At 71.9% G+C, this 23,922-nt stretch carries 22 protein-coding genes and 1 tRNA gene; 6 read left to right on the top strand and 17 right to left on the bottom strand.

The window, feature by feature from the left end:
* Positions 1 to 102: 102 nt before the first annotated feature.
* The gene (locus EXU48_RS18100) at positions 103 to 744 is read left to right on the top strand and encodes a TIGR03085 family metal-binding protein (RefSeq protein ID WP_133109087.1); all 642 of its coding nucleotides are present in this window, start codon (positions 103 to 105) and stop codon (positions 742 to 744) included.
* 36 nt (positions 745 to 780) lie between these two features.
* Here the strand turns inward: EXU48_RS18100 and hisF are convergent, their stop codons facing one another.
* Genes hisF through EXU48_RS18045 form a run of 11 tightly spaced genes read right to left on the bottom strand, consistent with a single transcriptional unit; the run spans position 781 to position 11,907 of the window.
* Positions 781 to 1,551 carry an imidazole glycerol phosphate synthase subunit HisF gene (gene hisF, locus EXU48_RS18095; protein ID WP_133109086.1) on the bottom strand — a complete coding sequence of 257 codons (771 nt, stop codon included), beginning with the start codon at positions 1,549 to 1,551 and terminating at the stop codon, positions 781 to 783.
* Positions 1,548 to 2,456 (bottom strand): FKBP-type peptidyl-prolyl cis-trans isomerase, encoded by a 909-nt coding sequence (locus EXU48_RS18090; protein WP_133109085.1) that lies wholly within the window; start codon positions 2,454 to 2,456, stop codon positions 1,548 to 1,550. Before EXU48_RS18090 ends, hisF begins: the two co-directional genes overlap by 4 nt.
* Before the next feature lie 11 nt (positions 2,457 to 2,467).
* On the bottom strand, positions 2,468 to 3,874 hold the full coding sequence (gene pafA / locus EXU48_RS18085) for a Pup--protein ligase (protein WP_133109084.1): 1,407 nt from the start codon (positions 3,872 to 3,874) through the stop codon (positions 2,468 to 2,470).
* Positions 3,871 to 4,584 carry a proteasome subunit alpha gene (gene prcA, locus EXU48_RS18080; RefSeq protein WP_133109083.1) on the bottom strand — a complete coding sequence of 238 codons (714 nt, stop codon included), beginning with the start codon at positions 4,582 to 4,584 and terminating at the stop codon, positions 3,871 to 3,873. Before prcA ends, pafA begins: the two co-directional genes overlap by 4 nt.
* A complete protein-coding gene (gene prcB / locus EXU48_RS18075) occupies positions 4,581 to 5,396 on the bottom strand; it encodes a proteasome subunit beta (RefSeq protein ID WP_133109082.1) in 816 nt (271 codons plus the stop codon). The genes prcA and prcB overlap by 4 nt, the downstream gene beginning before the upstream one ends.
* Positions 5,393 to 5,590, bottom strand: a complete 198-nt coding sequence (locus tag EXU48_RS18070; protein WP_133109081.1) for a ubiquitin-like protein Pup — start codon at positions 5,588 to 5,590, stop codon at positions 5,393 to 5,395. The genes prcB and EXU48_RS18070 overlap by 4 nt, the downstream gene beginning before the upstream one ends.
* A gap of 39 nt (positions 5,591 to 5,629) precedes the next feature.
* Positions 5,630 to 7,297, bottom strand: coding sequence for a depupylase/deamidase Dop (dop, locus tag EXU48_RS18065; RefSeq protein WP_133109080.1), 1,668 nt, complete (start codon positions 7,295 to 7,297; stop codon positions 5,630 to 5,632).
* Between the two features lie 36 nt (positions 7,298 to 7,333).
* Positions 7,334 to 8,998, bottom strand: a complete 1,665-nt coding sequence (gene arc / locus EXU48_RS18060) for a proteasome ATPase (protein ID WP_133109079.1) — start codon at positions 8,996 to 8,998, stop codon at positions 7,334 to 7,336.
* Positions 8,999 to 9,030: 32 nt separating this feature from the next.
* Positions 9,031 to 10,071: a tRNA (adenine-N1)-methyltransferase gene (locus tag EXU48_RS18055; protein WP_133109078.1), complete on the bottom strand. Its 1,041-nt coding sequence runs from the start codon at positions 10,069 to 10,071 to the stop codon at positions 9,031 to 9,033.
* 20 nt (positions 10,072 to 10,091) lie between these two features.
* Positions 10,092 to 11,231, bottom strand: a complete 1,140-nt coding sequence (locus EXU48_RS18050; RefSeq protein ID WP_133109077.1) for a site-2 protease family protein — start codon at positions 11,229 to 11,231, stop codon at positions 10,092 to 10,094.
* Complete coding sequence (locus EXU48_RS18045; RefSeq protein WP_235857116.1) at positions 11,209 to 11,907, bottom strand: HAD family hydrolase; 699 nt, start codon at positions 11,905 to 11,907, stop codon at positions 11,209 to 11,211. Before EXU48_RS18045 ends, EXU48_RS18050 begins: the two co-directional genes overlap by 23 nt.
* A 160-nt stretch (positions 11,908 to 12,067) precedes the next feature.
* Here EXU48_RS18045 and EXU48_RS18040 point away from each other — a divergent pair, with 160 nt between their 5' ends.
* On the top strand, positions 12,068 to 12,895 hold the full coding sequence (locus EXU48_RS18040) for a PAC2 family protein (protein ID WP_133109163.1): 828 nt from the start codon (positions 12,068 to 12,070) through the stop codon (positions 12,893 to 12,895).
* Between the two features lie 13 nt (positions 12,896 to 12,908).
* On the opposite strand, the gene mshC is transcribed toward EXU48_RS18040, so the two are convergent.
* Entirely contained in the window at positions 12,909 to 14,144 is a 1,236-nt protein-coding gene (mshC, locus tag EXU48_RS18035; protein WP_133109076.1) for a cysteine--1-D-myo-inosityl 2-amino-2-deoxy-alpha-D-glucopyranoside ligase, read from the bottom strand.
* A gap of 9 nt (positions 14,145 to 14,153) precedes the next feature.
* Positions 14,154 to 15,008: an undecaprenyl-diphosphate phosphatase gene (locus EXU48_RS18030; protein WP_133109075.1), complete on the bottom strand. Its 855-nt coding sequence runs from the start codon at positions 15,006 to 15,008 to the stop codon at positions 14,154 to 14,156.
* Between the two features lie 40 nt (positions 15,009 to 15,048).
* Between EXU48_RS18030 and EXU48_RS18025 the strand changes: the two genes are divergently transcribed.
* On the top strand, positions 15,049 to 16,002 hold the full coding sequence (locus tag EXU48_RS18025) for an aldo/keto reductase (RefSeq protein ID WP_133109074.1): 954 nt from the start codon (positions 15,049 to 15,051) through the stop codon (positions 16,000 to 16,002).
* A 42-nt stretch (positions 16,003 to 16,044) separates the two neighbouring features.
* Here EXU48_RS18025 and EXU48_RS24820 read toward each other — a convergent pair whose 3' ends face one another.
* Positions 16,045 to 16,335 carry a DNA primase gene (locus EXU48_RS24820; RefSeq protein ID WP_133109073.1) on the bottom strand — a complete coding sequence of 97 codons (291 nt, stop codon included), beginning with the start codon at positions 16,333 to 16,335 and terminating at the stop codon, positions 16,045 to 16,047.
* A gap of 71 nt (positions 16,336 to 16,406) precedes the next feature.
* Between EXU48_RS24820 and EXU48_RS18015 the strand changes: the two genes are divergently transcribed.
* Positions 16,407 to 16,643 carry a DUF5703 family protein gene (locus EXU48_RS18015; protein ID WP_133109072.1) on the top strand — a complete coding sequence of 79 codons (237 nt, stop codon included), beginning with the start codon at positions 16,407 to 16,409 and terminating at the stop codon, positions 16,641 to 16,643.
* 20 nt (positions 16,644 to 16,663) lie between these two features.
* Here EXU48_RS18015 and EXU48_RS18010 read toward each other — a convergent pair whose 3' ends face one another.
* Positions 16,664 to 17,989 carry a M20/M25/M40 family metallo-hydrolase gene (locus EXU48_RS18010; protein WP_133109071.1) on the bottom strand — a complete coding sequence of 442 codons (1,326 nt, stop codon included), beginning with the start codon at positions 17,987 to 17,989 and terminating at the stop codon, positions 16,664 to 16,666.
* Entirely contained in the window at positions 17,986 to 20,064 is a 2,079-nt protein-coding gene (locus tag EXU48_RS18005) for a M3 family metallopeptidase (RefSeq protein ID WP_133109070.1), read from the bottom strand. Before EXU48_RS18005 ends, EXU48_RS18010 begins: the two co-directional genes overlap by 4 nt.
* 475 nt (positions 20,065 to 20,539) lie before the next feature.
* On the opposite strand from EXU48_RS18005, the gene EXU48_RS25445 reads away from it, so the two are divergent.
* Complete coding sequence (locus tag EXU48_RS25445) at positions 20,540 to 23,350, top strand: S8 family serine peptidase (protein ID WP_328591657.1); 2,811 nt, start codon at positions 20,540 to 20,542, stop codon at positions 23,348 to 23,350.
* A gap of 147 nt (positions 23,351 to 23,497) precedes the next feature.
* Positions 23,498 to 23,583 (top strand) — tRNA-Leu (locus tag EXU48_RS17995).
* 103 nt (positions 23,584 to 23,686) lie between these two features.
* Here EXU48_RS17995 and EXU48_RS24590 read toward each other — a convergent pair.
* Positions 23,687 to 23,848 (bottom strand): hypothetical protein, encoded by a 162-nt coding sequence (locus EXU48_RS24590; RefSeq protein ID WP_165962884.1) that lies wholly within the window; start codon positions 23,846 to 23,848, stop codon positions 23,687 to 23,689.
* Between the last annotated feature and the right edge of the window lie 74 nt (positions 23,849 to 23,922).

The following is a 23,922-nucleotide window of genomic DNA, read 5'->3' as shown; positions in this document are numbered from 1 at the left end:
CGCCACACCCCCCACCCCCCGCCCCCCGGGCCGGGTGGCGGGTGGGCCGAGGTGGGTCGTGAGCCGGTGGTGACGGGGCGCGGGTGTGAGAACGTGGAGCCCATGTGGTCCGCGCGCGAGAAGTCCGCCCTGGTCGAGTCCCTCACGAACGCCGGGCCGGACGCGCCCACCCTGTGCGAGGGCTGGCAGACGCGGCACCTGGCCGCGCACCTGATGTTGCGCGGGAACGAGCCGTGGCGGCTGGTGCCGCGGCCGTGGGCACCGGACTCCGCGGACCGGCTGATCGACGACGTCTCCGAAGGTCTGCGTGAGCCCACCGCCTACGCCGCGGCGGTGGCGGCGTTCGCGGCCGGGCCGGTCGGGGCCAACCCGATGCGGCTGGTGGGCGGGCGTGCCGACGAGGCGATGAACCTGCTCGAGTACCTGGTCCACCACGAGGACGTCCGCCGCGCCGGACCGGATCCGCTGCCGCCGCGGGAACTGCCGGTGGAGCTGACCGGCGACGTTTGGCGGCGCGCCGGGCAGTTCTCGAAGTTCGCGTACCGGTCCGCGCCGGTCGGCGTGGTGCAGGTGGTCCCCGAGGGCCCGCGACGGCGGGTGCGCGCCGGGGCCGTGTCCGTGGCCCTCACCGGTGCTCCGCTGGAACAGACGCTGTTCGCGATGGGCCGCCGCGACGCCGCTCGGGTGCGGATCACCGGCGCGCCGGACGCGGTCGCGGAGTTCGAGGCGTGGGCCGCCGGGTAGCCGGAGCGAGCACGGGCCTCTGAGCCCGTCCGGTGCTCAGCGGACCTCGAAGCCGGCCTCGCGCAGGTGGTCCTTGACGTCGCCGATGGTGAGCGTGCCGTAGTGGAACACGCTCGCGGCGAGCAGGGCGTCGGCCCCCGTGCGGGCGGCCTCGACGAAGTGCTCGGCGGTGCCGGCACCTCCGCTGGCGATCAGCGGCACCCGCACCCGCGCGCGCACGTCGGTGAGCATCTCGAGGTCGAACCCGGCGGTGGTGCCGTCGGCGTCGATCGAGTTCAGCAGGATCTCCCCCACCCCGGCGTCCTGGGCCCGGCTCACCCAGTCGAGGGCGTCGATGCCGGTGCCCCGGCGACCCCCGTGAGTGGTGACCTCGTACCCCGAGGGCGTGCTGACGCCGTCGGGCGTGCGCCGGGCGTCCACGGACAGCACCAGCACCTGGGAACCGAACCGGTGCGCGACCTCGGCGATGAGCTCGGGACGTGCGATCGCGGCGGTGTTGATCCCCACCTTGTCCGCGCCCGCGCGCAGCAGCGCATCCACGTCGTCGGTGCTTCGCACCCCGCCGCCGACGGTGAGCGGGACGAACACCTCCTCGGCGGTCCGGGCGACGATCTCCAGCGTGGTCGCCCGCCCCTCGGTGGAGGCGCTGACGTCCAGGAACGTGACCTCGTCGGCACCCTCGGCGTCGTAGCGGTGGGCCAGTTCGACCGGGTCACCGGCGTCGCGCAGGTTCTCGAAGTTCACTCCCTTGACGACGCGACCCGCGTTCACGTCCAGGCACGGGATCACCCGCAACGCCAGGCTCATTCGCCCGCCCCGTCGGTGCCGTTCAGGGCGGACACGGCCAGCACGTCGATCACGTAGACGAGGGTATCGTCACCGAACGCCTGCTCGGGCGGCACGATCAGCATCACCTGGGAGCCGACGGTCTCGTCGACGAGGCCCTCCTGCCAGCCCTGGATGAGGCCGGTGAAGGCCACGGTGGTGGGTGCCTGCCCCTCGCCCCAGGTCGACTCGACGACCTCACCGGTGCTCCACGCGATCGTGGTGTACCGCACGGTGACGGCGAGGCCGGAACGCACCTGGGCGCCGTCGCCCCGGATGAGCTGGACGACGCTCAGATCCGCGGGCGGGGCGGTGTCCGGGATCGTCACGGTGGGCTCACCGGTCTCGCTGCGACTCACCACCGGCATGCCGGCCGCCGGGGGCACCTCCTCGCCCCACGCCCGGGTGTGCAGGATGTCGTAGACGAGGACCAACGGGTTCGGCTTGGTGGCGGTCCCGACCTCAACGCGCAGCAGCCGGGATCCCTCGGTGCGGCCGAGCAGTTCGTCGTAGAGCGGGCCGGCCTCGGCCTCGGTGAGCAGCAGCACCTCCGGCTGGGAACTGAAGGTGTCCTCGATCGTCTCGCCGGTCACCGCGTCGATGGCGAGGTAGGAGACCATCACGGCGGCGCCGTCGACCAGCACGGTGCCCTCGCCGGTGATCAGTTCCTCGGTCTCGGTCTCGGTGACCGCGAGCGGGGCGTCGAAGGTCACCTGGGGGTGCGCCCCCATGTTGCCGCCGACGGCGACCAGGTCGATGCCGGACGGTTCGGGTTCGTCGGGGGTGCAGGCCACCAGGCCGGTCAGCCCCGCGACGAGGGCCAGCACGGCCAGCAGGCGCTGCAGGAGCACCCCCACCGGGCGGCGGGGTCGGGCAGGTGCGGGCATGATCGCGGAGTCTACGGGGCGAGGCTGGGAGTCACCTGGGTCGATCCTGGTGGGTCGAGGCTCGCGATCAGCCGGTCCACCCGGTCGTCGGTGTTGCGGAACGGGTCCTTGCAGAGCACGGTCCTGCCGGCGTTGTCGTTGAGTTTCAGGTGCACCCAGTCCACCGTGTAGTCCCGACGGCGGGCGGTCGCCGCGGTGACGAAGTCGCCGCGGAGCTTGGCCCGGGTGGTCTGCGGCGGCTCGGTGGTGGCGGCGTCGATCTCCTCGTCGGTGACCACCCGGCTGACCAGGCCGCGGGCGGCGAGGCGGGCGAACAGTCCGTCGGTGCGGGAGATGTCGTGGTAGGCGAGGCCGAGCCGCAGGACCCGGGGGTCCGACATCGGCACGTCGTGGGCGTCGACGTACCGGTCGATGAGCCGCTTCTTGATCGCCCAGTCCAGGTCGCGGTCCACGAGCGTCAGGTCACCGCTGCGGAGCGCGGTCAGGCCGCGGCCCCACAGCTCGAGGACCCACTCGTCGTGCGGGCCGCCCTCGGGAGCCTCCGCGATGAAGTCCCGGGCCCGCTGCAGGTACTGCTCCTGGAGGTCGACGGCGCTCACCTTGGTGCCGCGGGCCAGGGCCACCTGCTTGGTCCCGGTGATGTCGTGGGAGATCTCCCGGATGGCGCGCACCGGGTTCTCCAGGTTCAGGTCGCCGAAGATGTACCCGGACTCGATCATCCGGAGCAGGATGTCGGTCATCCCCACCTTGAGCATGGTGGTGGTCTCCGACATCGAGGAGTCGCCGGAGATGACGTGCAGGCGACGGTACAGATCCGCGTCGGCGTGCGGCTCGTCGCGGGTGTTGATGATCGGCCGCGACCGCGTGGTCGCGGAACTGGTGGCCTCCCACAGGTGGTCGGCGCGCTGGGAGAAGCAGTATGTGGGCCCGCGTGGGGTGGTCAGGATGTGGCCGGCGCCGGTGAGCACCTGGCGGGTGATCAGGAACGGGACGAGCACCTCGGCGGTCCTGGCGAAGTCCCCCCGGCGCCGGATCAGATAGTTCTCGTGGCAGCCGTAGGAGTTGCCTGCGGAGTCGAGGTTGTTCTTGAACAGGTGGATCCGGCCCGGGATGCCCTCGGCGTCGAGGCGCTCCTGGGCGTCGGCGACGAGGCCCTCGAGGATGCGTTCGCCGGCCTTGTCGTGGAAGACGAGCTGGCGCAGGTCGTCACACTCGGCGGTGGCGTACTCCGGGTGCGAGCCGACGTCCAGGTACAGCCGGGAGCCGTTGCCGAGGAACACGTTCGAGGAGCGGCCCCAGGCCACCACCTTCCGGAACAGGTAGCGGGCCACTTCCTCCGCGGACAGGCCCCGGCCCTCGGGCGCGGCGCAGGTGACGCCGAACTCGGTCTCCAGACCGAAGATGCGCCGGATCCTCATTCGGGCTCCGCGGCGGGCAGCAGGCGGGCAAGGGCCGGCACGCCGAGCCGCTGGAACGCCCGGCGGGGCCGGTCCCGGTCGAGCACGGCGGCCTCAAGGCTGGCCGGGGCGAGGACCCGGTCGGCGGAACCGTCCTCCTCCTCGCCGGCGCCGAGTACGCGCACGGCCAGCCGCAGCACCTGCTCCAGGGAGAGGCCCTCGGACCACTCCTCACGGACCAGTGCGCCCAGGCGCTCGGCCGCGCCGCCCATCACCACGAAGCCCGGCTCCTCGGCGACCGAGCCGTCGTAGCCGAGCCGGTAGATCTGGTCGCCGGCCTGGGCGTCGGCCACCTCGGCGACGGCGAGTTCCACCTCGAGCGGCTTGGACTCGGTCGTGAACACGGCGCCCATGGTCTGGGCGTACGCGTTCGCCAGGCCGCGGGCGCTGACGTCCACCCGGTCGTAGGAGTACCCGCGTAGGTCCGCGTACCGGACGCCGGCCACCCGGAGGTTCTCGAACTCGTTGTACTTGCCGACGGCGGCGAATCCGATCCGGTCGTAGATCTCGCTGACCTTGTGCAGGGCGCGGGACGGGTTCTCGGTGACGAACGCGATACCGCCGGAGTATCCGATCACGATCACCGACCGGCCGCGGGCGATGCCCTTGCGGGCGAAGTCCGCCCGGTCCTTCATGAGCTGCTCGGGAGAGACGTAGAACGGCTGCGTCATGACAGGTCCTCCCCGGTGCCGATCGCCCGGACCACGGCCGCGAGCTCCTCGTCGGGGACCCTGCGGTAGCCGCTCGCGTCCACGACCGCGACGATCGGGTAGATGCCACGGGCCAGATCCGGTCCCCCGGTTGCCGAGTCCTCGTCGGCCGCGTCGATGAGCGCGTGCACCGCGGTCCGCACGGCCGCGTCGGCGTCGAGGCCGGACGACCAGAGCTTCTTCATCGAGCCCCGCGCGTGCACCGAGCCGGAGCCGATGGCGTGGAAGTCATGCTCCTCGTAGCGGCCGCCGACCACGTCGTAGGAGAAGATCCGTCCGGTGGCACGCAGGCCGTCGTACCCGCCGAAGAGCGGGATGGCGGCCAGCCCCTGGAGCGCCATCGGCAGGCTGGAGCGGACCATCGTGGCCAGCCGGTTCGCCTTGCCCTCGAGCGAGAGCAGGGTGCCCTCGATCTTCTCGTAGTGCTCGAGCTCGAGTTGGAACAGGCGGACCAGTTCCACCGCCACCCCGGCGGTGCCGGCGATGCCGACCGCGGAGTAGTCGTCGGCCGAGAAGACCTTCTCCATCTGCCGGTGGGCGATCGTCGAGCCCATCGTGGCGCGCCGGTCGCCCGCCATCACGATCCCACCCTCGAAGGTGAGCGCCACGATGGTGGTCGCGTGCGGGGTCGGCACGGAGCCCAGTGTGCTCTGGCCGCTCTGGGTGCGTCCGAGCAGCAGGTCCGGGGCGTGATCGGCGAGGAAGTCGACGAACGACGAACTCCCGGGTCGGGAGAACGCGGCCGGGAGCCGGTCGCCGAAGTCGGCCGTCACTGGCCGCCCTTCTGCACGAATCCCCGCACGAAGGTCTCCGCGTTCGTCTCGAGGACGTCGTCGATCTCGTCCAGCAGCGAGTCCACCTCGGCATCGCGCGCGCTCGCGCTCGCCCCGGTCGGCGGCGGGCCCGCGGGTTCGTCGTCGGGCCTGGGGTCGGGGGTGTTGCGCTGATCGAACTGCCGTGCAGCCAAGATGTCCTCCTCGTGGCACTGACGCCTGCTCTGGCGATCCTACGTCGCGGAGCCGCCTTCCGGAGGCGGCACGGCGGTCAGCGCCCGCAGCAATGAACCGGCATCGTGGTGTGCGTCCAGGAGGTCGCCGACATGCCGCCGGGTGCCCCGCAGCGGATCCGTCGTCGGGACCCGTTGCAGGTGTGCCTGCCCCGGCACGTCGAAGACGATCGCGTCCCAGTTGGCGGCGCTGATCGCGTCCGGGAACCGGCGGATCGACTCGCCGCGGAAGTAGGCCCGGGTGTCCTGGGGCGGGTGGGTGATGGCACGCTCGACGGCGGCCGGGTCGACGAGCCGTTCCACCGCCCCCGCGGCCGCCATCTTCGCGTAGATGCCGCGTTCGGGCCGCAGGTCGGACCATTGCAGGTCCAGGGCGGCGAGCCGCGGGTGGTCCCAGGGCAGGTCGTCCCGGGTGCGCATGCCGTCCAGGACCCGCAGCTTCGCGAGCCACTCGACCTCCCGGGCGCAGGATCCGGGTGCGTCCGCGAGTCGGGTGATCAGGCTGGACCAGCGGGCCAGCACGTCGGCGGTCTGCTCGTCCACCGGAGTTCCGGTGCGTTCGGCGTTGGCGGCCACGGCGGCGGTGAGCACGTCCACGTAGACCCGTTGGATCTGCAGGGCGGTCAGTCGCCGACCATCGGCGAGGTCGAGCGGCTCACCCAGACTGAGGTCGTGGCTGACGGCGTGGGCGGCGCCGACCGGGTCGGCGAGCCGGAGGGCGCCGAGCTCGAGGGGCACCTGGCCCTGCTCGAGCAGCCAGAGCAGCAGCGACGTGCTGCCGACCTTGAGGTAGGTGGACACCTCGTGCATGTTCGCGTCCCCGACGATCACGTGCAGGCGCCGGTACCGGCTCGCGTCCGCGTGCGGTTCGTCGCGGGTGTTGATGATCGGACGGCGCAGCGTCGTCTCGAGGCCGACCTCGTTCTCGATGAAGTCGGCGCGCTGGGAGATCTGGTAGCCGCTCTGTTCGCCGCGCTGCCCACGACCGAGCCGGCCGGCCCCGCAGAACACCGGCCGGGTCACCAGGAACGGGGTGAGGTGGTCGATGATGTCGTCGAACGGCACGTCCCGGTCCACCAGGTAGTTCTCGTGGGTGCCGTAGCTGGCCCCCTTGCCGTCGGTGTTGTTCTTGTAGAGCGCCACCTGGGGCATGCCCGGGATCTGGGCGAGCAGCCGCGCCGACCGGAGCAGCACCTCCTCACCGGCCCGGTCCCAGAGCACCGCGTCGAGCGGGTTGGTCACCTCCGGGCTGGAGTACTCCGGGTGTGCGTGGTCGACGTAGTACCGGGCGCCGTTGGGCAGGATCACGTTCGCGACCGTGGCCGGTTCCGGCTGCGGCGCGGGGCGCCGCCGCTGGGTGACGCCCGCCCAGTTCGCGTCGTCCACGTCCTGGGCCCCGGCGACGCCGTCGCCGTCGGGGGCGGGCCGGCCCGGTTCGTCGGTGAGCTGGCTCGGGTGTGCCGAGGTCCGGTCCAGGCGCCAGCCCCGGGCGTCGCGCAGCGGGTCCTCGTCCTGGTAGTCCCAGCGGGCCCGGGAGCCGCCGTGGATCCCCTCGTTCGCGTAGGCGGTGACGACCTGGGCGGACATCAGCATCGGGTTCGCGCCGGGGTTGCCGATTCCGAGGATGCCGTACTCGGTCTCGATGCCCATGATGCGTCGCACAGTCACGGCCCCACCCTAGACGTGCCAAAACGACCGGTCCGCCTACAGGTACTGCCCCGTCGGGTTGAGGTTCTCGATGGTGCGCCCGGCCTCCGGGGTGCCCTTCTTCTGCACGATCGTGCGGATGAAGACGATCCGCTCCCCCTTCTTACCGGAGACCCTGGCCCAGTCGTCGGGGTTGGTGGTGTTCGGGAGGTCCTCGCTCTCCTTGAACTCCGCCATGCAGGCGTCCAGGAGGTGGTCCACCCGGATCCCCCGCACACCGGTGGCGAGCAGATCCTTGATGGCGCTCTTCTTCGCGCGGTCCACGATGTTCTGCACCACGGCCCCGGAGTTGAAGTCCTTGAAGTACAGGATCTCCTTGTCCCCGCTGGCGTAGGTGACCTCGAGGAACTGGTTCTCGGGCTCCTCGGAGTACATCCGGCCCACGGTCCGCTCGATCATCGCCTCGACGGCGGCGCTCGGGTCCCCGCCGTGCTCGGCCAGGTCGTCGGGGTGGATCGGCAGGTCCGGGGTGAGGTACTTCGTGAAGATGTCACGGGCCGCCTCGGCGTCCGGGCGTTCGATCTTGATCTTCACGTCCAGCCGGCCCGGTCGCAGGATGGCCGGGTCGATCATGTCCTCCCGGTTGGAGGCGCCGATCACGATCACGTTCTCGAGCCGCTCCACACCGTCGATCTCGCTGAGCAGCTGCGGCACGATCGTGGTCTCGACGTCGCTGGAGACGCCGGTGCCGCGGGTGCGGAACAGGGACTCCATCTCGTCGAAGAAGACGACCACGGGGATGCCCTGCGAGGCCTTCTCCCGGGCCCGGGAGAAGATGAGCCGGATGTGTCGCTCGGTCTCGCCGACGAACTTGTTCAGCAGCTCGGGGCCCTTGACGTTGAGGAAGTAGCTGCGCGCCGCGCCGGGGGCCGCGCCGCCACCCTGGGCGGCGGCGGTCTCGGCCAGCGAGGTCGCCACGGCCTTCGCGATCAGGGTCTTGCCGCAGCCGGGCGGGCCGTACAGGAGCAGGCCCTTCGGCGGCTTCAGCCCGTGCTCACGGAACAGGTCGGGGTGCAGGAACGGCAGCTCGACCGCGTCCTTGATCTGCTCGATCTGCGCCGAGAGTCCGCCGATGTCGGCGTAGTCGACGTCCGGGACCTCCTCGAGCATGAGGTCCTCGACCTCCGAACGTGGGATCCGCTCGAACGCGAAGCCGGTGCGGGAGTCCACGGTCAGGGTGTCCCCGACGCGCACGGTGACGTCCTGCAGCGGACCGGCGAGGCGGACCACCCGTTCCTCATCGGCGCGCCCGAGGACCAGGACGCGTCCGCCGTCGAGCGCCTCCTTGACGGTGACCAGCTCACCGACCGGCTCGTACCCGCCCGCGGCGACCACGGTCATCGCCTCGTTGAGCTGGACCTCCTGACCGGGCCGCAGCCCGGCGATGTCCACGCTCGGGGCCACCCCCACGCGGAGCTTGCGACCGGAGGACATCACGTCCACGGTGCGGTCGCCGTGGTCGTGCAGGTGGATGGCGTAACTGCCGGGCGGCTTGGTCATCTCCTCGAGCTGGGTCCGCATCTCCACCAGCTGCGAGCGCGCGGACGTCAGCGCGGTGACGAGCCGCTCGTTCTTGCCGGCCAGATCGATGGCCTTCTTCTCCAGCTCACGCTCGCGAGGGGTGGGCGACACCCGCCCCGGAACCTCGTTCTGCTCGACCATCGGACCCTCCTCGCCGCTGGGACCAGAATAGGTCAGTCGGTGCGGTCCGCGTCGGACGGTCCACCGGCTGGTCCGCCCTCGCGGCGCTCCCGCCGGGCATCGAGGTCGCGCCGGACCCGTCGGATCTTCTTGTCCGAGACGGTCCGCTCGCCCAGGTCGGTGGCCAGCTCGGCCTCGTCGAAGTCGACGGCGGACTCGGCGTAGGCGCCGGGCGCGGGGCGCCGGCGACGCACCGGGGCACTCACGCCGGGAGCCATCCGGCGGGTCGTGATCAGGAACCCGGTGTGGCCGATCATCCGGTGCTCGGGGCGCACCGCGAGTCCCTCCAGGTGCCAGCCGCGCACCATCGACTCCCACGCCGTCGGCTCGGTGAACCGGCCGTCCGCCTTGGCGTCCTCGGCGAACCGGGACAGCTGGGTGGCGGTCGCCACGTAGGCGACGAGCACGCCGCCGGGGGCCAGGGCGTCCGCGACCACGCCCAGGTTCTCCCACGGTGCGAGCATGTCCAGCACCACCCGGTCCACCGATCCCGGTTTGACGGCGTCCGGGAGCACGTCCGCGAGGTCGCCGACGCGCACCTCCCAGGCCGGGTGCGGCCCGCCGAAGAACTCCTCGACGTTGCCCCGCGCGATTGCCGCGAAGTCCTCGCGCCGCTCGATCGACAGCAGCGAGCCGCCGTCGCCCACGGCCCGCAGCAGCGACAGCGACAACGCGCCGGAGCCGACCCCGGCCTCCACCACGCGGGCCCCGGGGTAGAGATCCGCCATCGTGACGATCTGGCCCGCGTCCTTGGGGTAGATGACGGCGGCACCGCGGGGCATCGAGAGCACGTAGTCGGAGAGCAGCGGCCGCAGCGCCAGGTACTCGACACCGGCCGTGGTCGCCACCACGGTGCCCTCGGGTGCCCCGATCAGGTCGTCGTGCCCGAACGAGCCCCGGTGCGTGTGGAACACCTTGCCCGCCTGCAGCACGATCGTCGTCAGCCGGCCCTTGGGATCGGTCAACTGCACTTTGTCGCCCTCGCGGAAGGGGCCTCGACGGATGGCGGCGCCGGTGGGTTCGTGGTGAGTCACGGGCGGCGAGTCTATCCGCCCTATCCGCGGCGGGGGGCCAGTGCGTGCGCGACGTCGGCCACCCTCACGAGGCCGAGGACCTGCGGGGTGCCGCCGTCGAGCGCGACCACCACCACCGTGGCGGCACCCGCCTTCGCGGCCCGGGCCACCTGGGCGACGGCGGTGGGCCCGGTGTGCTGGGTGATCAGGGCATGGCGCCCGAGCGAGGTGGCGACGGCCGCGGCCGGGACGGTGTCCCGGCCCTGCTCCGGGACGCTCGCCAGGGCCTCGGTGTCGACGAGCGCCACCGGGATCCCGCGGGGGTCCACGAGGACGACGGCGACGGACGGCGCGGCGGCCAGCGAGCGGTCCACGTCCGCGACGCTCGCACCGGCGGGCAGCAGGTGGGCGCCGACGGCGAGGGCCCGCAGGTCCATGCCCTGGGCACCGCGCTGGGCGCGGGCGTACCTGACCGAGGCGTGCGCCCCGTTCCACAGCATCCCGGCCAGGAGCAGGGCCCAGATCGCGCTGAACAGGCTGGGGCTCCCACCGCGCAGCAGCGGCAGACCCAGGACCACGAGGGGGATGGCGACCGCGACCACCTGCCCGCACCGGCCGGCGACGATCGTACCGGTGAGCCGGTCCCCGCGGACCTTCCAGATGAGGGCCTCGAGGAGCTTGCCGCCGTCCATGGGCAGGGCCGGCAGCAGGTTGAAGACCGCGACGAAACCGTTCGAGTAGGTCGCCGCCGCGAACGCGACCGAGGCGACGCCGTCGGTCAGTTGACCTCCGGCGGCGGCGAGCAGCGCGAGCGCCACGTTCGCGAGCGGGCCGGCGACCGAGATCGCCGCGGACGGCCCCGGCGTGCGGATCGCCCCCGTGAACGAGGTGTGCCCGCCCCAGAGGGTGATCACGTACTCCCCGACCGGGACCCCGAACCGGCGGGCGGTCAGCCCGTGGCTGAGCTCGTGGGCCAGGACCGAGACGAGCAGCAGCACCGGCAGGGCGAGGGCCCACAGGTACGCCTCGAACCCCAAGTCGAGCTGGGCGTCCAGCCAGGGCGCGAACGTCACCACCAGGACGACGGCGATCAGCGCCCAGCCGGACGTGATGATGACCGGCGCGCCGCCGATCCGGCCGACCCGCCAGCCGCGGGTCTCAGTTCTGGGCGACGCGGTCATGGACCTCTCCGGCGACGATCCGCCGCAGCAGGTCGAGGTCGACGTCGGCCAGGCTGGCGAACCGGCTCCGGCCCGGCGCCGCGACGATCGGCTGCACGGCCGGCACCGCGAGGACCCGGGCCCCGGATGCCTCCGCCGACGCGATCCCGGGGATCGAGTCCTCGATCGCGACGCAGGCGGCGATGTCCACGCCTAGGTCGCGGGCGGCGCGCAGGTACGGCTCGGGGTGCGGCTTGCCGTGGGTGACCTGGTCCCCGGTGACCACGGCCGCGAACGTGTCCGCGGGCAGGGCGGCGAGGATCACGTCCGCGAGCGCCTGCCACGACATCGTCACGAGCGCGCACGGGACGCCGGCGGCGCCCAGCTCGGCGAGGAGCTCGAGGGCGCCCGGACGCCACGGGACGCCCTCCTCGCGGACCCGGCGGACGACCCGGGAGAGCAGCTCGTCGATGATCTCGGCGTCCGTTCCGCGGATCCCGGCACGCTCGCGCAGCAGGGCCGCGCTGGACTCGAGCGGGCTGCCGACGAGTTCGACGGCGAGGCTCTCGTCCCAGGTGCCGCCGTGCTCGGTGGCGAGGTCGATCTCGGCCCCGATCCAGTACGGCTCGGTGTCGACGATGGTGCCGTCCATGTCCCACAGGACGGCGGAGAGCACGGTGGTGGAGGCTGGGGGCACGGTCAGCAAGTCTACCCAGCGCGTCGCCGCGTTCGGACGCCGGGCGGCCCGCGGGGAGACCGTTCACCTCCCGTAGGGTAGGACGGTGAGTAGTTCCCCGCGCCACCGCGAACCGGACGAGCAGTCGCAGGACGAGCAGGCCCCCGAGGTCCCGCCCGCGATGCTGGTCGCTGCCTTCGAGGGCTGGAACGATGCGGGCAGTTCGGCCACCTCCGCCCTCGCGCAGATCGCCGACAGTTGGGGCTCCCGCACCCACCGGACCCTTGACCCGGACGAGTTCCACGACTTCCAGGTGAACCGGCCGGTGGTCGGCCCGGACGGCACCGGTGGGCGGACCCTGACCTGGCCGTCCACGACGGTCTCGGTGACGGTCGGCCCGTCGACCGGGCGCCGGATCGTGCTGGTCCAGGGCGTGGAGCCGTCGATGCGCTGGCGGGCGTACTGCAACCAGATCCTCGACGCTGCCGAGGAGCTCGGGGTGCGGACCGTGGTGTGCCTCGGCGCGCTGCTCGCGGACGTGCCGCACACCCGGCCGATCCCGGTACAGACCTCCTCCGAGGACCCGACCGTGCAGGCCCTGCTCGGGGTCGAGGGCAGCGACTACGAGGGCCCGACCGGCATCGTCGGCGTGCTCGCGCAGCTGGCGTACGAACGCGGCATCCACACCCTCAACGTCTGGGCCGCGGTGCCCCACTACGTGGCCCAGCCACCGTCGCCGAAGGCGACGCTGGCGATCCTCATGGCGCTCGAGGAGTTCCTCGGCGAACCCGCACCGGTCGGTGAGCTCGCGGAGGACGCGAAGGCCTGGCAGCTCGGGGTCGACGAGCTCGCGCAGGACGATCCGGAGGTGGCCGAGTACGTGCGCCAGCTCGAGGAGGCCAAGGACACCGCGGAGCTGCCCGAGGCCAGCGGTGAGGCGATCGCCCGTGAGTTCGAGCGGTACCTGCGCCGCCGGGACACCGGCGGCGGACCGGTCGCGGGCAGCTAGCGCAGGTCCACGCCTAGCGCAGGTCCACGCCGAGGAGGGCGTCGACGGCGTCGATCACCACGGCGTCCACGGCCGAGCCGGTCCGTGCCCAGGCGTCCACGACGGCGAGCGCTGCGGCGGTGTCCAGGTCGTCGGCCAGAGCCGCGCGCAGGGCGTGCAGCACGGACGCGGGGTCACGGTCCGGGTCCGCGTCCGCGGCCGGCCGGGCCGCGGCCGACCGCCAGGCCTGGTACCGGGTCGCACCGGCGGCCAGATCGGCCTCGGTGAACTCCCAGTCCTCGCGGTAGTGGTGCGCGAGCAGGGTGAGCCGGATCGCGCCGGGCGCCACGCCGTCGGCCGTGAGGGCGGAAACGAACACGAGGTTGCCGCGGGATTTGCTCATCTTGTGGCCCTGGTAGCCGACCAGGCCCGAGTGTACGAACGCCCGGATCGGCTCGCTGCCGCCGGTGCCGTTGCTGAGCAGACGCAGGTGGCTCGTGCTCATCTCGTGGTGCGGGAAGATCAGGTCCGTCCCGCCGCCCTGCACTGTCACCGGGAGGCCGAGGTGGCTGGCGGCGATGGCCGCGCACTCGATGTGCCAGCCGGGCCGGCCCTCGCCGAGGCTGCGGCCGTCCCAGTGAGGTTCACCGTCGCGCCGCCCGCGCCAGAGCAGCGGGTCGAGCGGGTGCCGCTTGCCGGGCCGTTCCGGGTCGCCGCCGCGCTCGGCGAACAGTTCGTCCATCTGCGTGTGGTCCAGGTGGCCGACACCTCCGAACGCGGCGTCGGCGCTCAGGTCGGCGTACACGTCGGCGTCCACCCGGTAGGCGGCACCGGCCTCGACGAGCCGCTCGACCGCGTCGACGACGAGGCCGATCGATTCGACGACGCCCACGTAGTGGTCCGGCGGGATCACCCGCAGGGCCGCCATGTCACCGCGGAACAGGTCCACCTGGTCGTCGGCGAGGTCACGCCAGTCGACGCCGGTCTCGGTGGCCCGCTCGAGCAGGGGGTCGTCCACGTCGGTGATGTTCTGCGCGTACCGCACGTCCACGCCGGCGTCGCGCCACACGCGCCCGATCAGGTCGAAGGTGACGTAGGTGAACGCGTGCCCCAGATGGGTCGAGTCGTACGGGGTGATGCCGCACACGTACAGCCGGCCCACGCCGTCGTCCGTCGGCTCCGTCCGGGCACCGGTCGCGGTGTCGGTCAGGCTCAGGCCCGGGCCGCGACCGGGGAGTTCAGGAATGCGGGGGGCGGGCCATGACTGCACCCGCTCACCCTATCCGGTGGGCGGGAGCGGCTCGAGCACGCCTGTGACGAGCAACACGACGACCAGCGCGGCGAGCCCGATCCGGTAGTACACGAACGGCTTGTAGGAGTATGTCGAGACGATCTTCAGGAACGCGATGATCACGACGTACCCGACCGCGAACGCGATCACGGTCGCCAGCGCGGTCGCGCCGAACCCCGCGGCTCCCCCGGTGCCGCCGCTCCTGACGAGCTGGTAGAACCCCGAGCCGAGGACGGCCGGCACCGCGAGCAGGAACGAGTACCGCGCGGCGGCCTCGCGGGTGTACCCCATCAGCAGCCCGGCGGTGATCGTGCCACCGGACCGGGAGACGCCCGGGACGAGCGCGAGCGCCTGGGCGAACCCGAATAGCCAGGCGTGCTTCATCGTCAGGGTGTCCAGTGTGCGGGTCTTCGCACCCCGCGCGTCGGCGAAGCCGAGGATCAGCGCGAACAGGGCCAGCATGAGCGCCGTCAGGTAGAGGTTGCGCAGTGCGTGCTCGATCGCGTCCTTGAACAGCAGGCCCAGGACGACGATCGGGATGGACCCGAGGATGATGAACCACCCCATCCGGGCGTCCGGGTCCGAGGTCGGCACCTGGTTCCGCCATGGCCCCACCGGCAGCGCCTGGAACCACCGGCCGATGATCCGGGCGAAGTCGCGCCGGAAGTAGAGGATCACCGCCGCTTCGGTACCGATCTGCGTGATGGCGGTGAACGCGGCGCCGGGGTCGCTGCCACCGGGCAGCAACTCACCGACGATGCGCAGGTGCGCCGACGACGAGATCGGGAGGAACTCGGTCAGACCTTGGACCAGACCCAGGATCACTGCTTCCCACCATGTCACGCGCCAAGGGTAGACGCCGTGGCAGGTAGCCTCGTGCCCCATGGAGTCACGGCAGGTCGGCGGCAGCGGGCTCACGGTCTCGGCGGTCGGCCTCGGCACGATGACGTGGGGCCGTGACACGGACGAGCACGAGGCGGCCGAGCAGTTACGCGTCTTCCTGGATGCGGGCGGCACGCTGCTCGACACGGCCGCCACCTACGCCGACGGTGCGGCCGAGGAGCTGATCGGGGCACTGCTGGCGGACACCGTCGACCGCGACGAGGTGGTGCTGTGCTCGAAGGCCGGGGTCCGCGACGGTCGGGTGGACGCCTCCCGGCGCAGCCTCCTGGACACGCTGGACGCGAGCCTGGCCCGGCTCGGCACCGATCACCTGGACCTCTGGCTGGTGGGCGCCCCGGACCCGACCACCCCCGTCCGGGAGACGATCTCCGCGTTACGCGAGGCGGTCCGGTCCGGACGCACCCGCTACGTGGGCCTGTCCAACTTCCCCGCCTGGCAGGTGGCCCGGATGGCCACCCTGCTGGAGGCGGACGACACGTTCTGCACGGCCGCTCAGATGGAGTACTCGCTGCTCGAGCGGGGGATCGAACGCGAGGTGCTGCCGGCGGCCCGGGAACTCGGGGTCGGGGTGCTGGCCTGGTCCCCGCTCGGGCGGGGGGTCCTGAGCGGCAAGTACCGGCGGTCGGTCCCGGCGGACTCGCGGGCGGCGTCGCCGCACCTGCGCGGGTTCGTGGACCCGTACCTGACCCTCGAGGCGCGTGGGGTGGTCGAGGCGGTCGCCACCGCCGCCGACGGTCTCGGACGCGCGCCGGTGGAGGTGGCGCTGGCCTGGGCGCGGGACGTCGACGGCGTCGCGAGCGCGATCGTGGGCGCCCGCACCCCCGCGCAACTGCGGGGCACGCTCGCGGCGGTCGACCTGGCCCTGCCCGATCAGATCCGCGCAGTGCTGGACGAGGTCACCGCACCGTCGTACGGCTACCCCGAACGACGGTGACGGCGCGCACCTGCTGAGCGGGCGCCGTCGGGCCCTGCCGGTCTACTCCTCGTCGTCGCCGTCCAGCTCGTCGTCGCCCTCGTCCTCGTCCTCGTCGTCGAAGTCGTCGAAGTCCTCGTCCTCGTCGTCCTCGCCGTCGTAGACCACGAACGGGGTGTCGACGCCGTGGGCGTCGTAGAGGGCCTCGTCGTAGGTCTCGAACGCGTCGGCGAGGGTGTTGGTGGCCGCGATCACGGCCGGCGAATTGTCGTCGCCGGCGGATGCGACGGCGTCCAGGTGCGCCTCGAAGGCAGCGGTGAGCCGGTCCAGTGCTGCGCGAGGTTCGGTAGCCATGTGCTGACCGTAGCGGTCAACACCGGCGAATGACACCGCAAAATCGTGAACTTCTCGCCTACGCTGTGCGGATGGAGTCCGCAGCACCCAAGCAGTCGACCAAGCAAGCACGACCCAGCCACGCCTCCCAGTACGAGTTCCGGGAACTGACCCTTCCCCGCACCACCAGCCGCCACGACGTGCGCCGGCTGCTGACCGACGAGGCGGAATACGGACGCTGGGAACTGGCCCGGCTCCGGCTGTACGTCGGCGGCATGCGCAAGGTGTGGCTGCGGCGCCGGATCATCAAGGTGGCCAGCACCCTGTAGGCCCGTCCGGACGACCGGGCTCAGCAGGTCCGCAGCAGCCGGGTCAGGACCCGGACCCCGAACTGCACGGACGAGACCGGCACCCGCTCGTCGACGCCGTGGAACATGCCCGCGAAGTCGAGCTCCGGCGGCAACTGCAGCGGCGCGAAGCCGTAGCCGGTGATGCCCAGCCGGGCGAGGGACTTGTTGTCCGTGCCGCCGCTGAGCATGTACGGCAGCACGACCGCACCCGGGTCCTCGACGTCGATCGCGGCGACCATCGCGTCCACCAGGTCACCGGCGAACGGCACCTCGAGGGCGATGTTGCGCTGCACGTCCTCGAACCGGATCCCCGGCCCGGCCAGCTCGGTCAGGGTCGCCATGGTCGCGTCCTCCTGCCCGGGCAGGAACCGGACGTCGATGACCGCCTCGGCGCTGCCGGGGATCACGTTCGCCTTGTACCCGGCGCCGAGCTGGGTCGGGTTGGCATTCGTCGCGAGCGTGGCCCCGACGAACTTGCTCGCCGGACCGAGCGCCGCGACGAGCGCGTCGACCGAACCCTCGTCCTGCGGATCGAACGGGATCCCGGTCAGCTGCGCGACGCCGTCGAGCAGTGCCGCCACCGTGGGCGAGAGGCTGCGCCCGAACGAGTGCGCCCCGATCCGCGACACCGCCCCGGCCAGCCGGGTGACCGCGTTGTCGGTGTTGACCTGCGATCCGTGCCCCGCGGTGCCGTCGGCGATCAGCCTGAGCCAGAGCAGGCCCTTCTCCGCGGTCTGCAGCAGGTAGGCCCGGCGGCCGTTCAGCTCGACGCTGTACCCGCCGACCTCGCTGATCGCCTCGGTGGCGCCCTCGAACAGGTCGGGACGCTCGTCGACGGCGTACCGCGCCCCGTAGGTGCCGCCCGCCTCCTCGTCGGCGAAGAACGCGACGATCAGGTCCCGGGGCGGCTGCCAGCCCGAACGCTTCATGTCCCGGAGCACGGCCAGGATCATGGCGTCCATGTCCTTCATGTCCACGGCGCCACGGCCCCAGATCATGCCGTCCATCTCCTCGCCGCCGAACGGGTCCATCTTCCAGTCGGACGCCTGGGCGGGGACCACGTCGGTGTGCCCGTGCAGCACCAGCGCCGGCCGGCTCGGGTCGGTGCCCGGGATCCGCAGGACCACGTTGCCGCGACGGTCCGCGGACTCGAAGTACTCAGGGTCGTAGCCGACCTCGGTGAGCAGGCCCATGACGTACTCAGCGGCCTCGCGTTCCCCCGGGCCGCTGCCGTCGCCGTAGTTGGAGGAGTCGATGCGGATCAGGGCGCGGCAGATCGCCACCGCGTCCAGTTCCGCGGCGCTCACCGGGTCCGGGGTGTTCATTCGCCGAGTCCCCGGCGCTTGAGCAGCGGGTCGATCACGGCGTCCCGGCCGCGCAGGTCCCGGTAGGACTGCAGCGGGTCCTGGGCATGCCCACGGGAGAGCAGCTTCGCCCGGAAGGTGTCCCCCGCGGCCCGGTTCAGGCCCCCGTCGCCGTCCTTGGCGGCCTCCTCGGCGAACCAGTCGACCGTGTCCGCGTCCAGGACCTCGCTCCAGATGTAGGAGTAGTAACCGGCGTCGTAGCCGCCGCCGAACGTGTGGTTGAAGTACGTGGACCGGTACCGCGGCGGCACCAGCGGGTACGCCACCCCGGCCCGTTCGAGGGCGGCGGCCTCGAACGCCTCCACCCCGGCGACGTCGTCGGGCACCTCCTCGGGGGTGATCTGGTGCCAGGCCTGGTCGAGCAGCGCGGCGGCCAGGTACTCGGTGGTGGCGAAGCCCTCCCCGTAGGCCTGCGAAGCCCGCAACTGGTCCAGGGTCGCGGCGTCGAGCGGCTCGGAGGTGCGGTGGTGCCGGGCGAAGTTGGCGAGCACCGTCGGGTGCCAGGCCCACATCTCGTTGACCTGGGACGGGTACTCGACGAAGTCCCTCGGCACATTGGTCCCGGACAGGGACGGGTAGCGCACCCGCGAGAACAGACCGTGCAGGGCGTGCCCGAACTCGTGGAACGCGGTGATGACCTCGTCCCAGGTGAGCAACGTCGGCTCGCCTGCGGCCGGCCGGGTGACGTTGAGGTTGTTGACGACGACCGGCGGCAGGCCGAGCAGGTCGGACTGGTCGACCAGGTTGTGCATCCAGGCGCCGCCGCGCTTGCCCTCACGAGCGTAGTAGTCGGCGACGAACAGCCCCAGCGCGGTTCCGTCCGCCTCCCTGACCTCGAACACGCGGACCCCGTCGGCGTAGCCGGTGAGGTCCGTGCGTTCGGTGAACTCGAGGCCGTAGATCGCGTTCGCGGCGAAGAACACGCCGTCGGTGACGACGCGTTCGAGTTCGAGGTAGGGGCGCAGTTCGCCCTCGTCGAACGCGAACCTCTGCTGGCGGACCCGGTCGGCGTACAGCGACCAGTCCCACGGCGCCAGCTCGGCACCCGGCTCGTCGGCAGCGAGCGCGCTCTGCAGGTCGCCCGCCTCGGCGCGGGCGTTGCGCACCGCCGGCCCGGCGAGCCGGCCGAGCATCTCGTTCACGGCCTCGGTGGTGGCCGCGGTGCCGTCCTCGGCCACGTAGGCAGCGTGGTGGGCGTAGCCGAGCAGGCGGGCCCGCTCGGCGCGCTTGCGGGCCAGGTCGAGGATCACCCGGCGGGTGTCGGAGTCGGGGTCGGTTCCGGTCCCGCGGCCGGTCGAGGCCTCGAACACCCGACGGCGGAGGTCCCGGTTGGGGCTCTGCCCCACTACGGCCTGGGGCGTGGGCAGCTGCAGGGTGATCAGGTAACCCTCGGCGTCCCGGTCCGTGGCGGCCTGGGCCAGCGCGGAGACGGCGTCCGGCGCGAGTCCGTCCAGCTGGGCCGGGTCGGTGACGGTGACGGCGGCCGCCTCCATGCCCCTGACCACGCGCTGGGAGAACTCCGTCTCCAGGGAGGTGAGTTCCCCGTTCAGCGCCCGGAGCCGGTCCTGCTGCTCGGGGTCGAGCCGGATCCCGGCGCGGACGAAGTTCTTCAGGTGGGTCCGCAGCAGCCAGTCCGTCTCCGGTCCGGCCTGCGTGGCGGCGTCGGTGAGCGACTCCAGGCGGGCGAAGATGCGCCGGTCGAGGTAAAGAGCGTCCCGGTGCTCGGAGAGCTTCGGCGCGTACTCGGCCTCGATCTCGCGTATCTCATCCGTGCCGGCCGAACTCACCAGCGTGTAGAACACGGTCAGCGCGCGGGCGAGCAACCGACCGGAGACCTCGAGCGCCTCCAGCGTGTTCGCCAGCGTCGGCGCCTGCGGATCGGTGGCGATCGCCTCCCACTCGGCCCGCTGCTGCGCGAGTCCGGCGTCGAAGGCGGGCCGGAAGTGCTCGGTGTGGATCGCGGAGAAGTCCGGAAGTCCGTAGGGAAGCGTGGACGCGGCGGCGAAGGGGTTGTCGCCGAGTGTCGGTGAGGTCATGCGCCCATTCTTACCGGAACCCGGATCCGGGTCGTCCACGCGGGTGCCTGTCGGGTGCTTGTCGGATGCCGGGCCCGCACGCGCGAACGGTTCGACGAGAGACTCGTTGAACGCCGGACTTTCTAGTACAGTTGGTCCTCAGCCGGGACCAGTCCCCGTCCCCCTCGGAGACGTTGAAGCCCGGCTCGTCGCGACGGGCCGAACGGCCCCCCTCTGAACGGCCGTCGCGCGGGCGGCCCCGAGGCGTACTGCGCCTCGGGGCCGTTCCTCATGCCGTCCCGAGCGCCCCGAGTGTGGCCCTCGGTTCGACCCGTTCGGTGTGACCCCGTTCACAATTCCCCCTCATTCCCAGTATGTTGCTCGAATGCTCCTGGTCCGGGAGCCTCGCGACATCACGATGAGGAGATCCTTCATGCGTCGACCCAGTTGGTCTGGGGTGAGCCCGAGCAGACGTCGGGCTGTTGCCTTGGGCTCGGTGGCAGGCATCATCGCCGCCACTGCCGTCCCGATCACAGCCGCGTCTGCCAGTCCCGATGCCGGAGACCTCGGCACGGCCTCCGACTACGGAGCGGCCTCCCCCACCGACGAGGGCGATCTCACGTCCCCGACCGGGGCGTGGTTCGTCCAGCTCGAGGCCGCACCGACGGCGCGAGGTGGCACCGTCGCCGCGACGGCGAGCGACCAGCAGGCCTTCCTCGACGAGGCCGCGGACCTGGGCGTCGAGGTGGATGTCCGCAACACCTACAGCACCCTCTGGAACGGCCTCTCGGTCGCCGTGTCGGACGATGATGCCGCCACGCTCGCCGAGGAGGCCGACAGTGTGGTCGCGGTCTTCCCGGTCCTGCTGTACGAGATCCCGGAGGACCAGAACTCCCCCGTACCGGACCTGGCGTCGGCACTGTCCCAGTCCGGCGCGGACATCGCCCAGAGCGAGCTCGGCTTCACCGGCGAGGGCCTGCGGGTCGGGGTGATGGACACCGGCGTGGACATCGACCACCCGGACTTCGGCGGCTCCGGCGTGCCCGGTGAGACGTCGTTCCCCACCGAGCGCATCGCCTACGGGTACGACCTCGTCGGTGACTCCTACAACGCCGACCCCTCCGACCCGGCCTACCAGCCGGTGCCGCAGCCGGACGGCAACCCCGACGACTGCGAGGGTCACGGCACGCACGTGGCCGGCATCGTCGGCGCGAACGGCGATCTCGCCAACGACGGAGTGCGGGGCGTTGCCCCCGACGCGACCCTCGGCGCCTACCGCGTGTTCGGCTGCGCCGGCTCCACCACGGCCGACGTCATGATCGAGGCCATGGAGCTGGCCCTCGCGGACGGCATGGACGTGCTGAACATGTCGATCGGCTCCGCCCTGGCGACCTGGCCGGAGTACCCGACGGCGGTCGCCTCGGACAACCTCGTGGACGCGGGCGTCGTGGTCGTCGCCTCCATCGGCAACGAGGGCGACCTCGGCACCTGGGCCGCCGGCGCCCCCGGCGTCGGCGACAAGGTGATCGGTGTCGCCTCCTACGACAACACCCAGATCACGGCGAACGCCGTGGCCGTCGGAGACCACCTGGCCGGGTACACCCCCGCCACGGGCTCCCCGGAGGCACCGACCTCGGGCTCGCTGCCGCTGGTCGCGCTCGGCGAACCGGGCACCGACGAGGCTCGGGCCTGTACCCCGATCGAGGCGGACCTCACCGGTTCCGCGGTCCTGGTCGAACGTGGCCTCGGGCCGAACACGCCGGAGTGTGACGCCAGCTTCTACAACAAGGCGCTGACCGCGCAGAACGCCGGTGCGGCCGCCGTCCTGATCTACAACAACGTGCCCGGCCTGCTCAACGCGACCGTCGAGGGTGCCGAGCCGATCACCATCCCGGTGATCTTCATCGGGGCCGAGGACGGGCAGGCGTACACCGCGGCGGCCCTCGCCGGCCCGGTGGACCTGACCTGGACGGACCAGACCACCACGGCACCGAACCCGACGGGTGGGCTGATCTCCAGCTTCAGCTCGTACGGGATGACGGCGGACCTGCAGATCAAGCCGGACATCGGCGCCCCCGGTGGGTCGATCTGGTCGACGGTCCCGCTCGAGCAGGGTGGCCACGCCAGCAACTCGGGCACGTCGATGTCGTCGCCGCACGTGGCGGGCGCCGTCGCCCTGTACCTGCAAGCCCATCCCGGCACGACGCCGTCGGCGGTCCGGGACGTCCTGCAGAACAACGCCGACCCGGCCCTGTGGTCCCTCAACACGGGCGTCGGGGCGCTCGAACCGGTGCACCGTCAGGGCGCCGGGATGCTGGACATCGACGACGCGATCCTGACCGAGACCCTGGTCTCACCCGGCAAGCTCTCCCTCGGGGAGAGCGAGGCGGGCCCGGTGACCCGGACGCTCACGGTGACCAACACCGGTGCCGACGAGCTCACCTACGACCTCACCTTCGAGGACGCGGTCTCGACCGGGGGCGCGCCGTACAACCCCAGCTTCTACTGGGCCGAGTCCACCGTCGACATGCCGGCCTCGGTGACCGTGCCGGCCGGTGGCAGCGTCGAGATCGACGTCTCGATCACCCCGAGCGCCGACCTCGAACTGGCCCAGTACGGCGGCTACATCTCGCTGACGGCCGGCGCCGCGCAGCCGATCCGGGTGCCCTACGCCGGGTTCGCGGGCGACTACCAGGCCCTGCCGCTGATGCTGACCGAGGGCTCGGCGTTCCCGGCCCTGGCCGCGCTCACCGAGTGCAGCGTGCTCGAGGGGCCGGACTGCCTCGCCGGCGGTTCCTGGGACCTCGCGGAGGAGGGCCAGGTCTACTCGATGGCGGACGGCGACGTGCCGACCACCCTCGTGAACCTGGCGCACCCGGCGCGGTCGGTGCAGGTGGACATCTACCACGCGAACGCGGACGGCAGCCGGGGCGACCCGGCCGGGGTGAACCCGACCTACCAGGTGCACGACTACCTGGGCCGCTCCGTCAACCCGAACGACTTCAGCGCGTTCACCTGGGACGGGACGCTGACCGGCCCGGGCCACGGGCGTGGCGGTGACCGGGTGCAGACCCTGCCCGACGGCAACTACGTGATGGAGATCACGGCCCTGGCCGCGCTCGGCGACGAGGCGAACCCCGACCACGTGGAGAGCTTCACGTCGCCGGCGTTCACGGTCGACCGGGACGGTGACGGGAACCCGCCGCCGGTGGACCCGCCGGGCCCGCCGTCGATCGGCGACCTGCTGAAGCTGCTCGCTCAGCTCCTGGCGGCACTGCTCAAGTGCATCCTGTTCGGCATCTGCTGATCCGCTGAACCGGAGTTGAACCAGGGCTGAACCGATGGGGCCCGGCCACCCGGCCGGGCCCCATCGGCGTGTTCGGAACTGCGCCCCTCGCGTGATATCTTTACGGGCGTTGTGAGCGGCTCGAACGGGCCCTTCACGACCACCTGAGTCCGGGTGGCGGAATTGGCAGACGCGCTAGCTTGAGGTGCTAGTGCCCTTTATCGGGCGTGGGGGTTCAAGTCCCCCCTCGGACACTCGTTGAGACAGCGACGCGAAGGCCCCCGACCGGATCGGTCGGGGGCCTTCGTCGTAGCCGAGGTCGTCGCTGTCGGTCTCGCCGAAGGACGGCCGCGGGTCCTACTCCGGGATCTCCGGCTCGGATCCGGTCCCGTGCTCGGGTGTGGCGGACTCGTCCACGAACGTGTCCTCGTGCTCCGAACCGGGCGCCTCCCCCTGGTCGTCCGTGCTCGGCTCGCGCCGCTCCTGATCCGAAGGGTCCGTCGGCTGTGCCTGCTGCATGGGTGCCACCTCCTCGATGCCGGGTCCCCTGGCGAGCACCCGTTCCGGTCAGGGTACGGCGGGCCCGCGGCCCC

The sequence above is a fragment of the Occultella glacieicola genome (genome assembly GCF_004353825.1).
GTDB lineage: Bacteria > Actinomycetota > Actinomycetes > Actinomycetales > Beutenbergiaceae > Occultella > Occultella glacieicola.
Note: the sequence above shows the minus strand (reverse complement) of the source record. Positions and strands in the feature narration are given on the sequence as shown.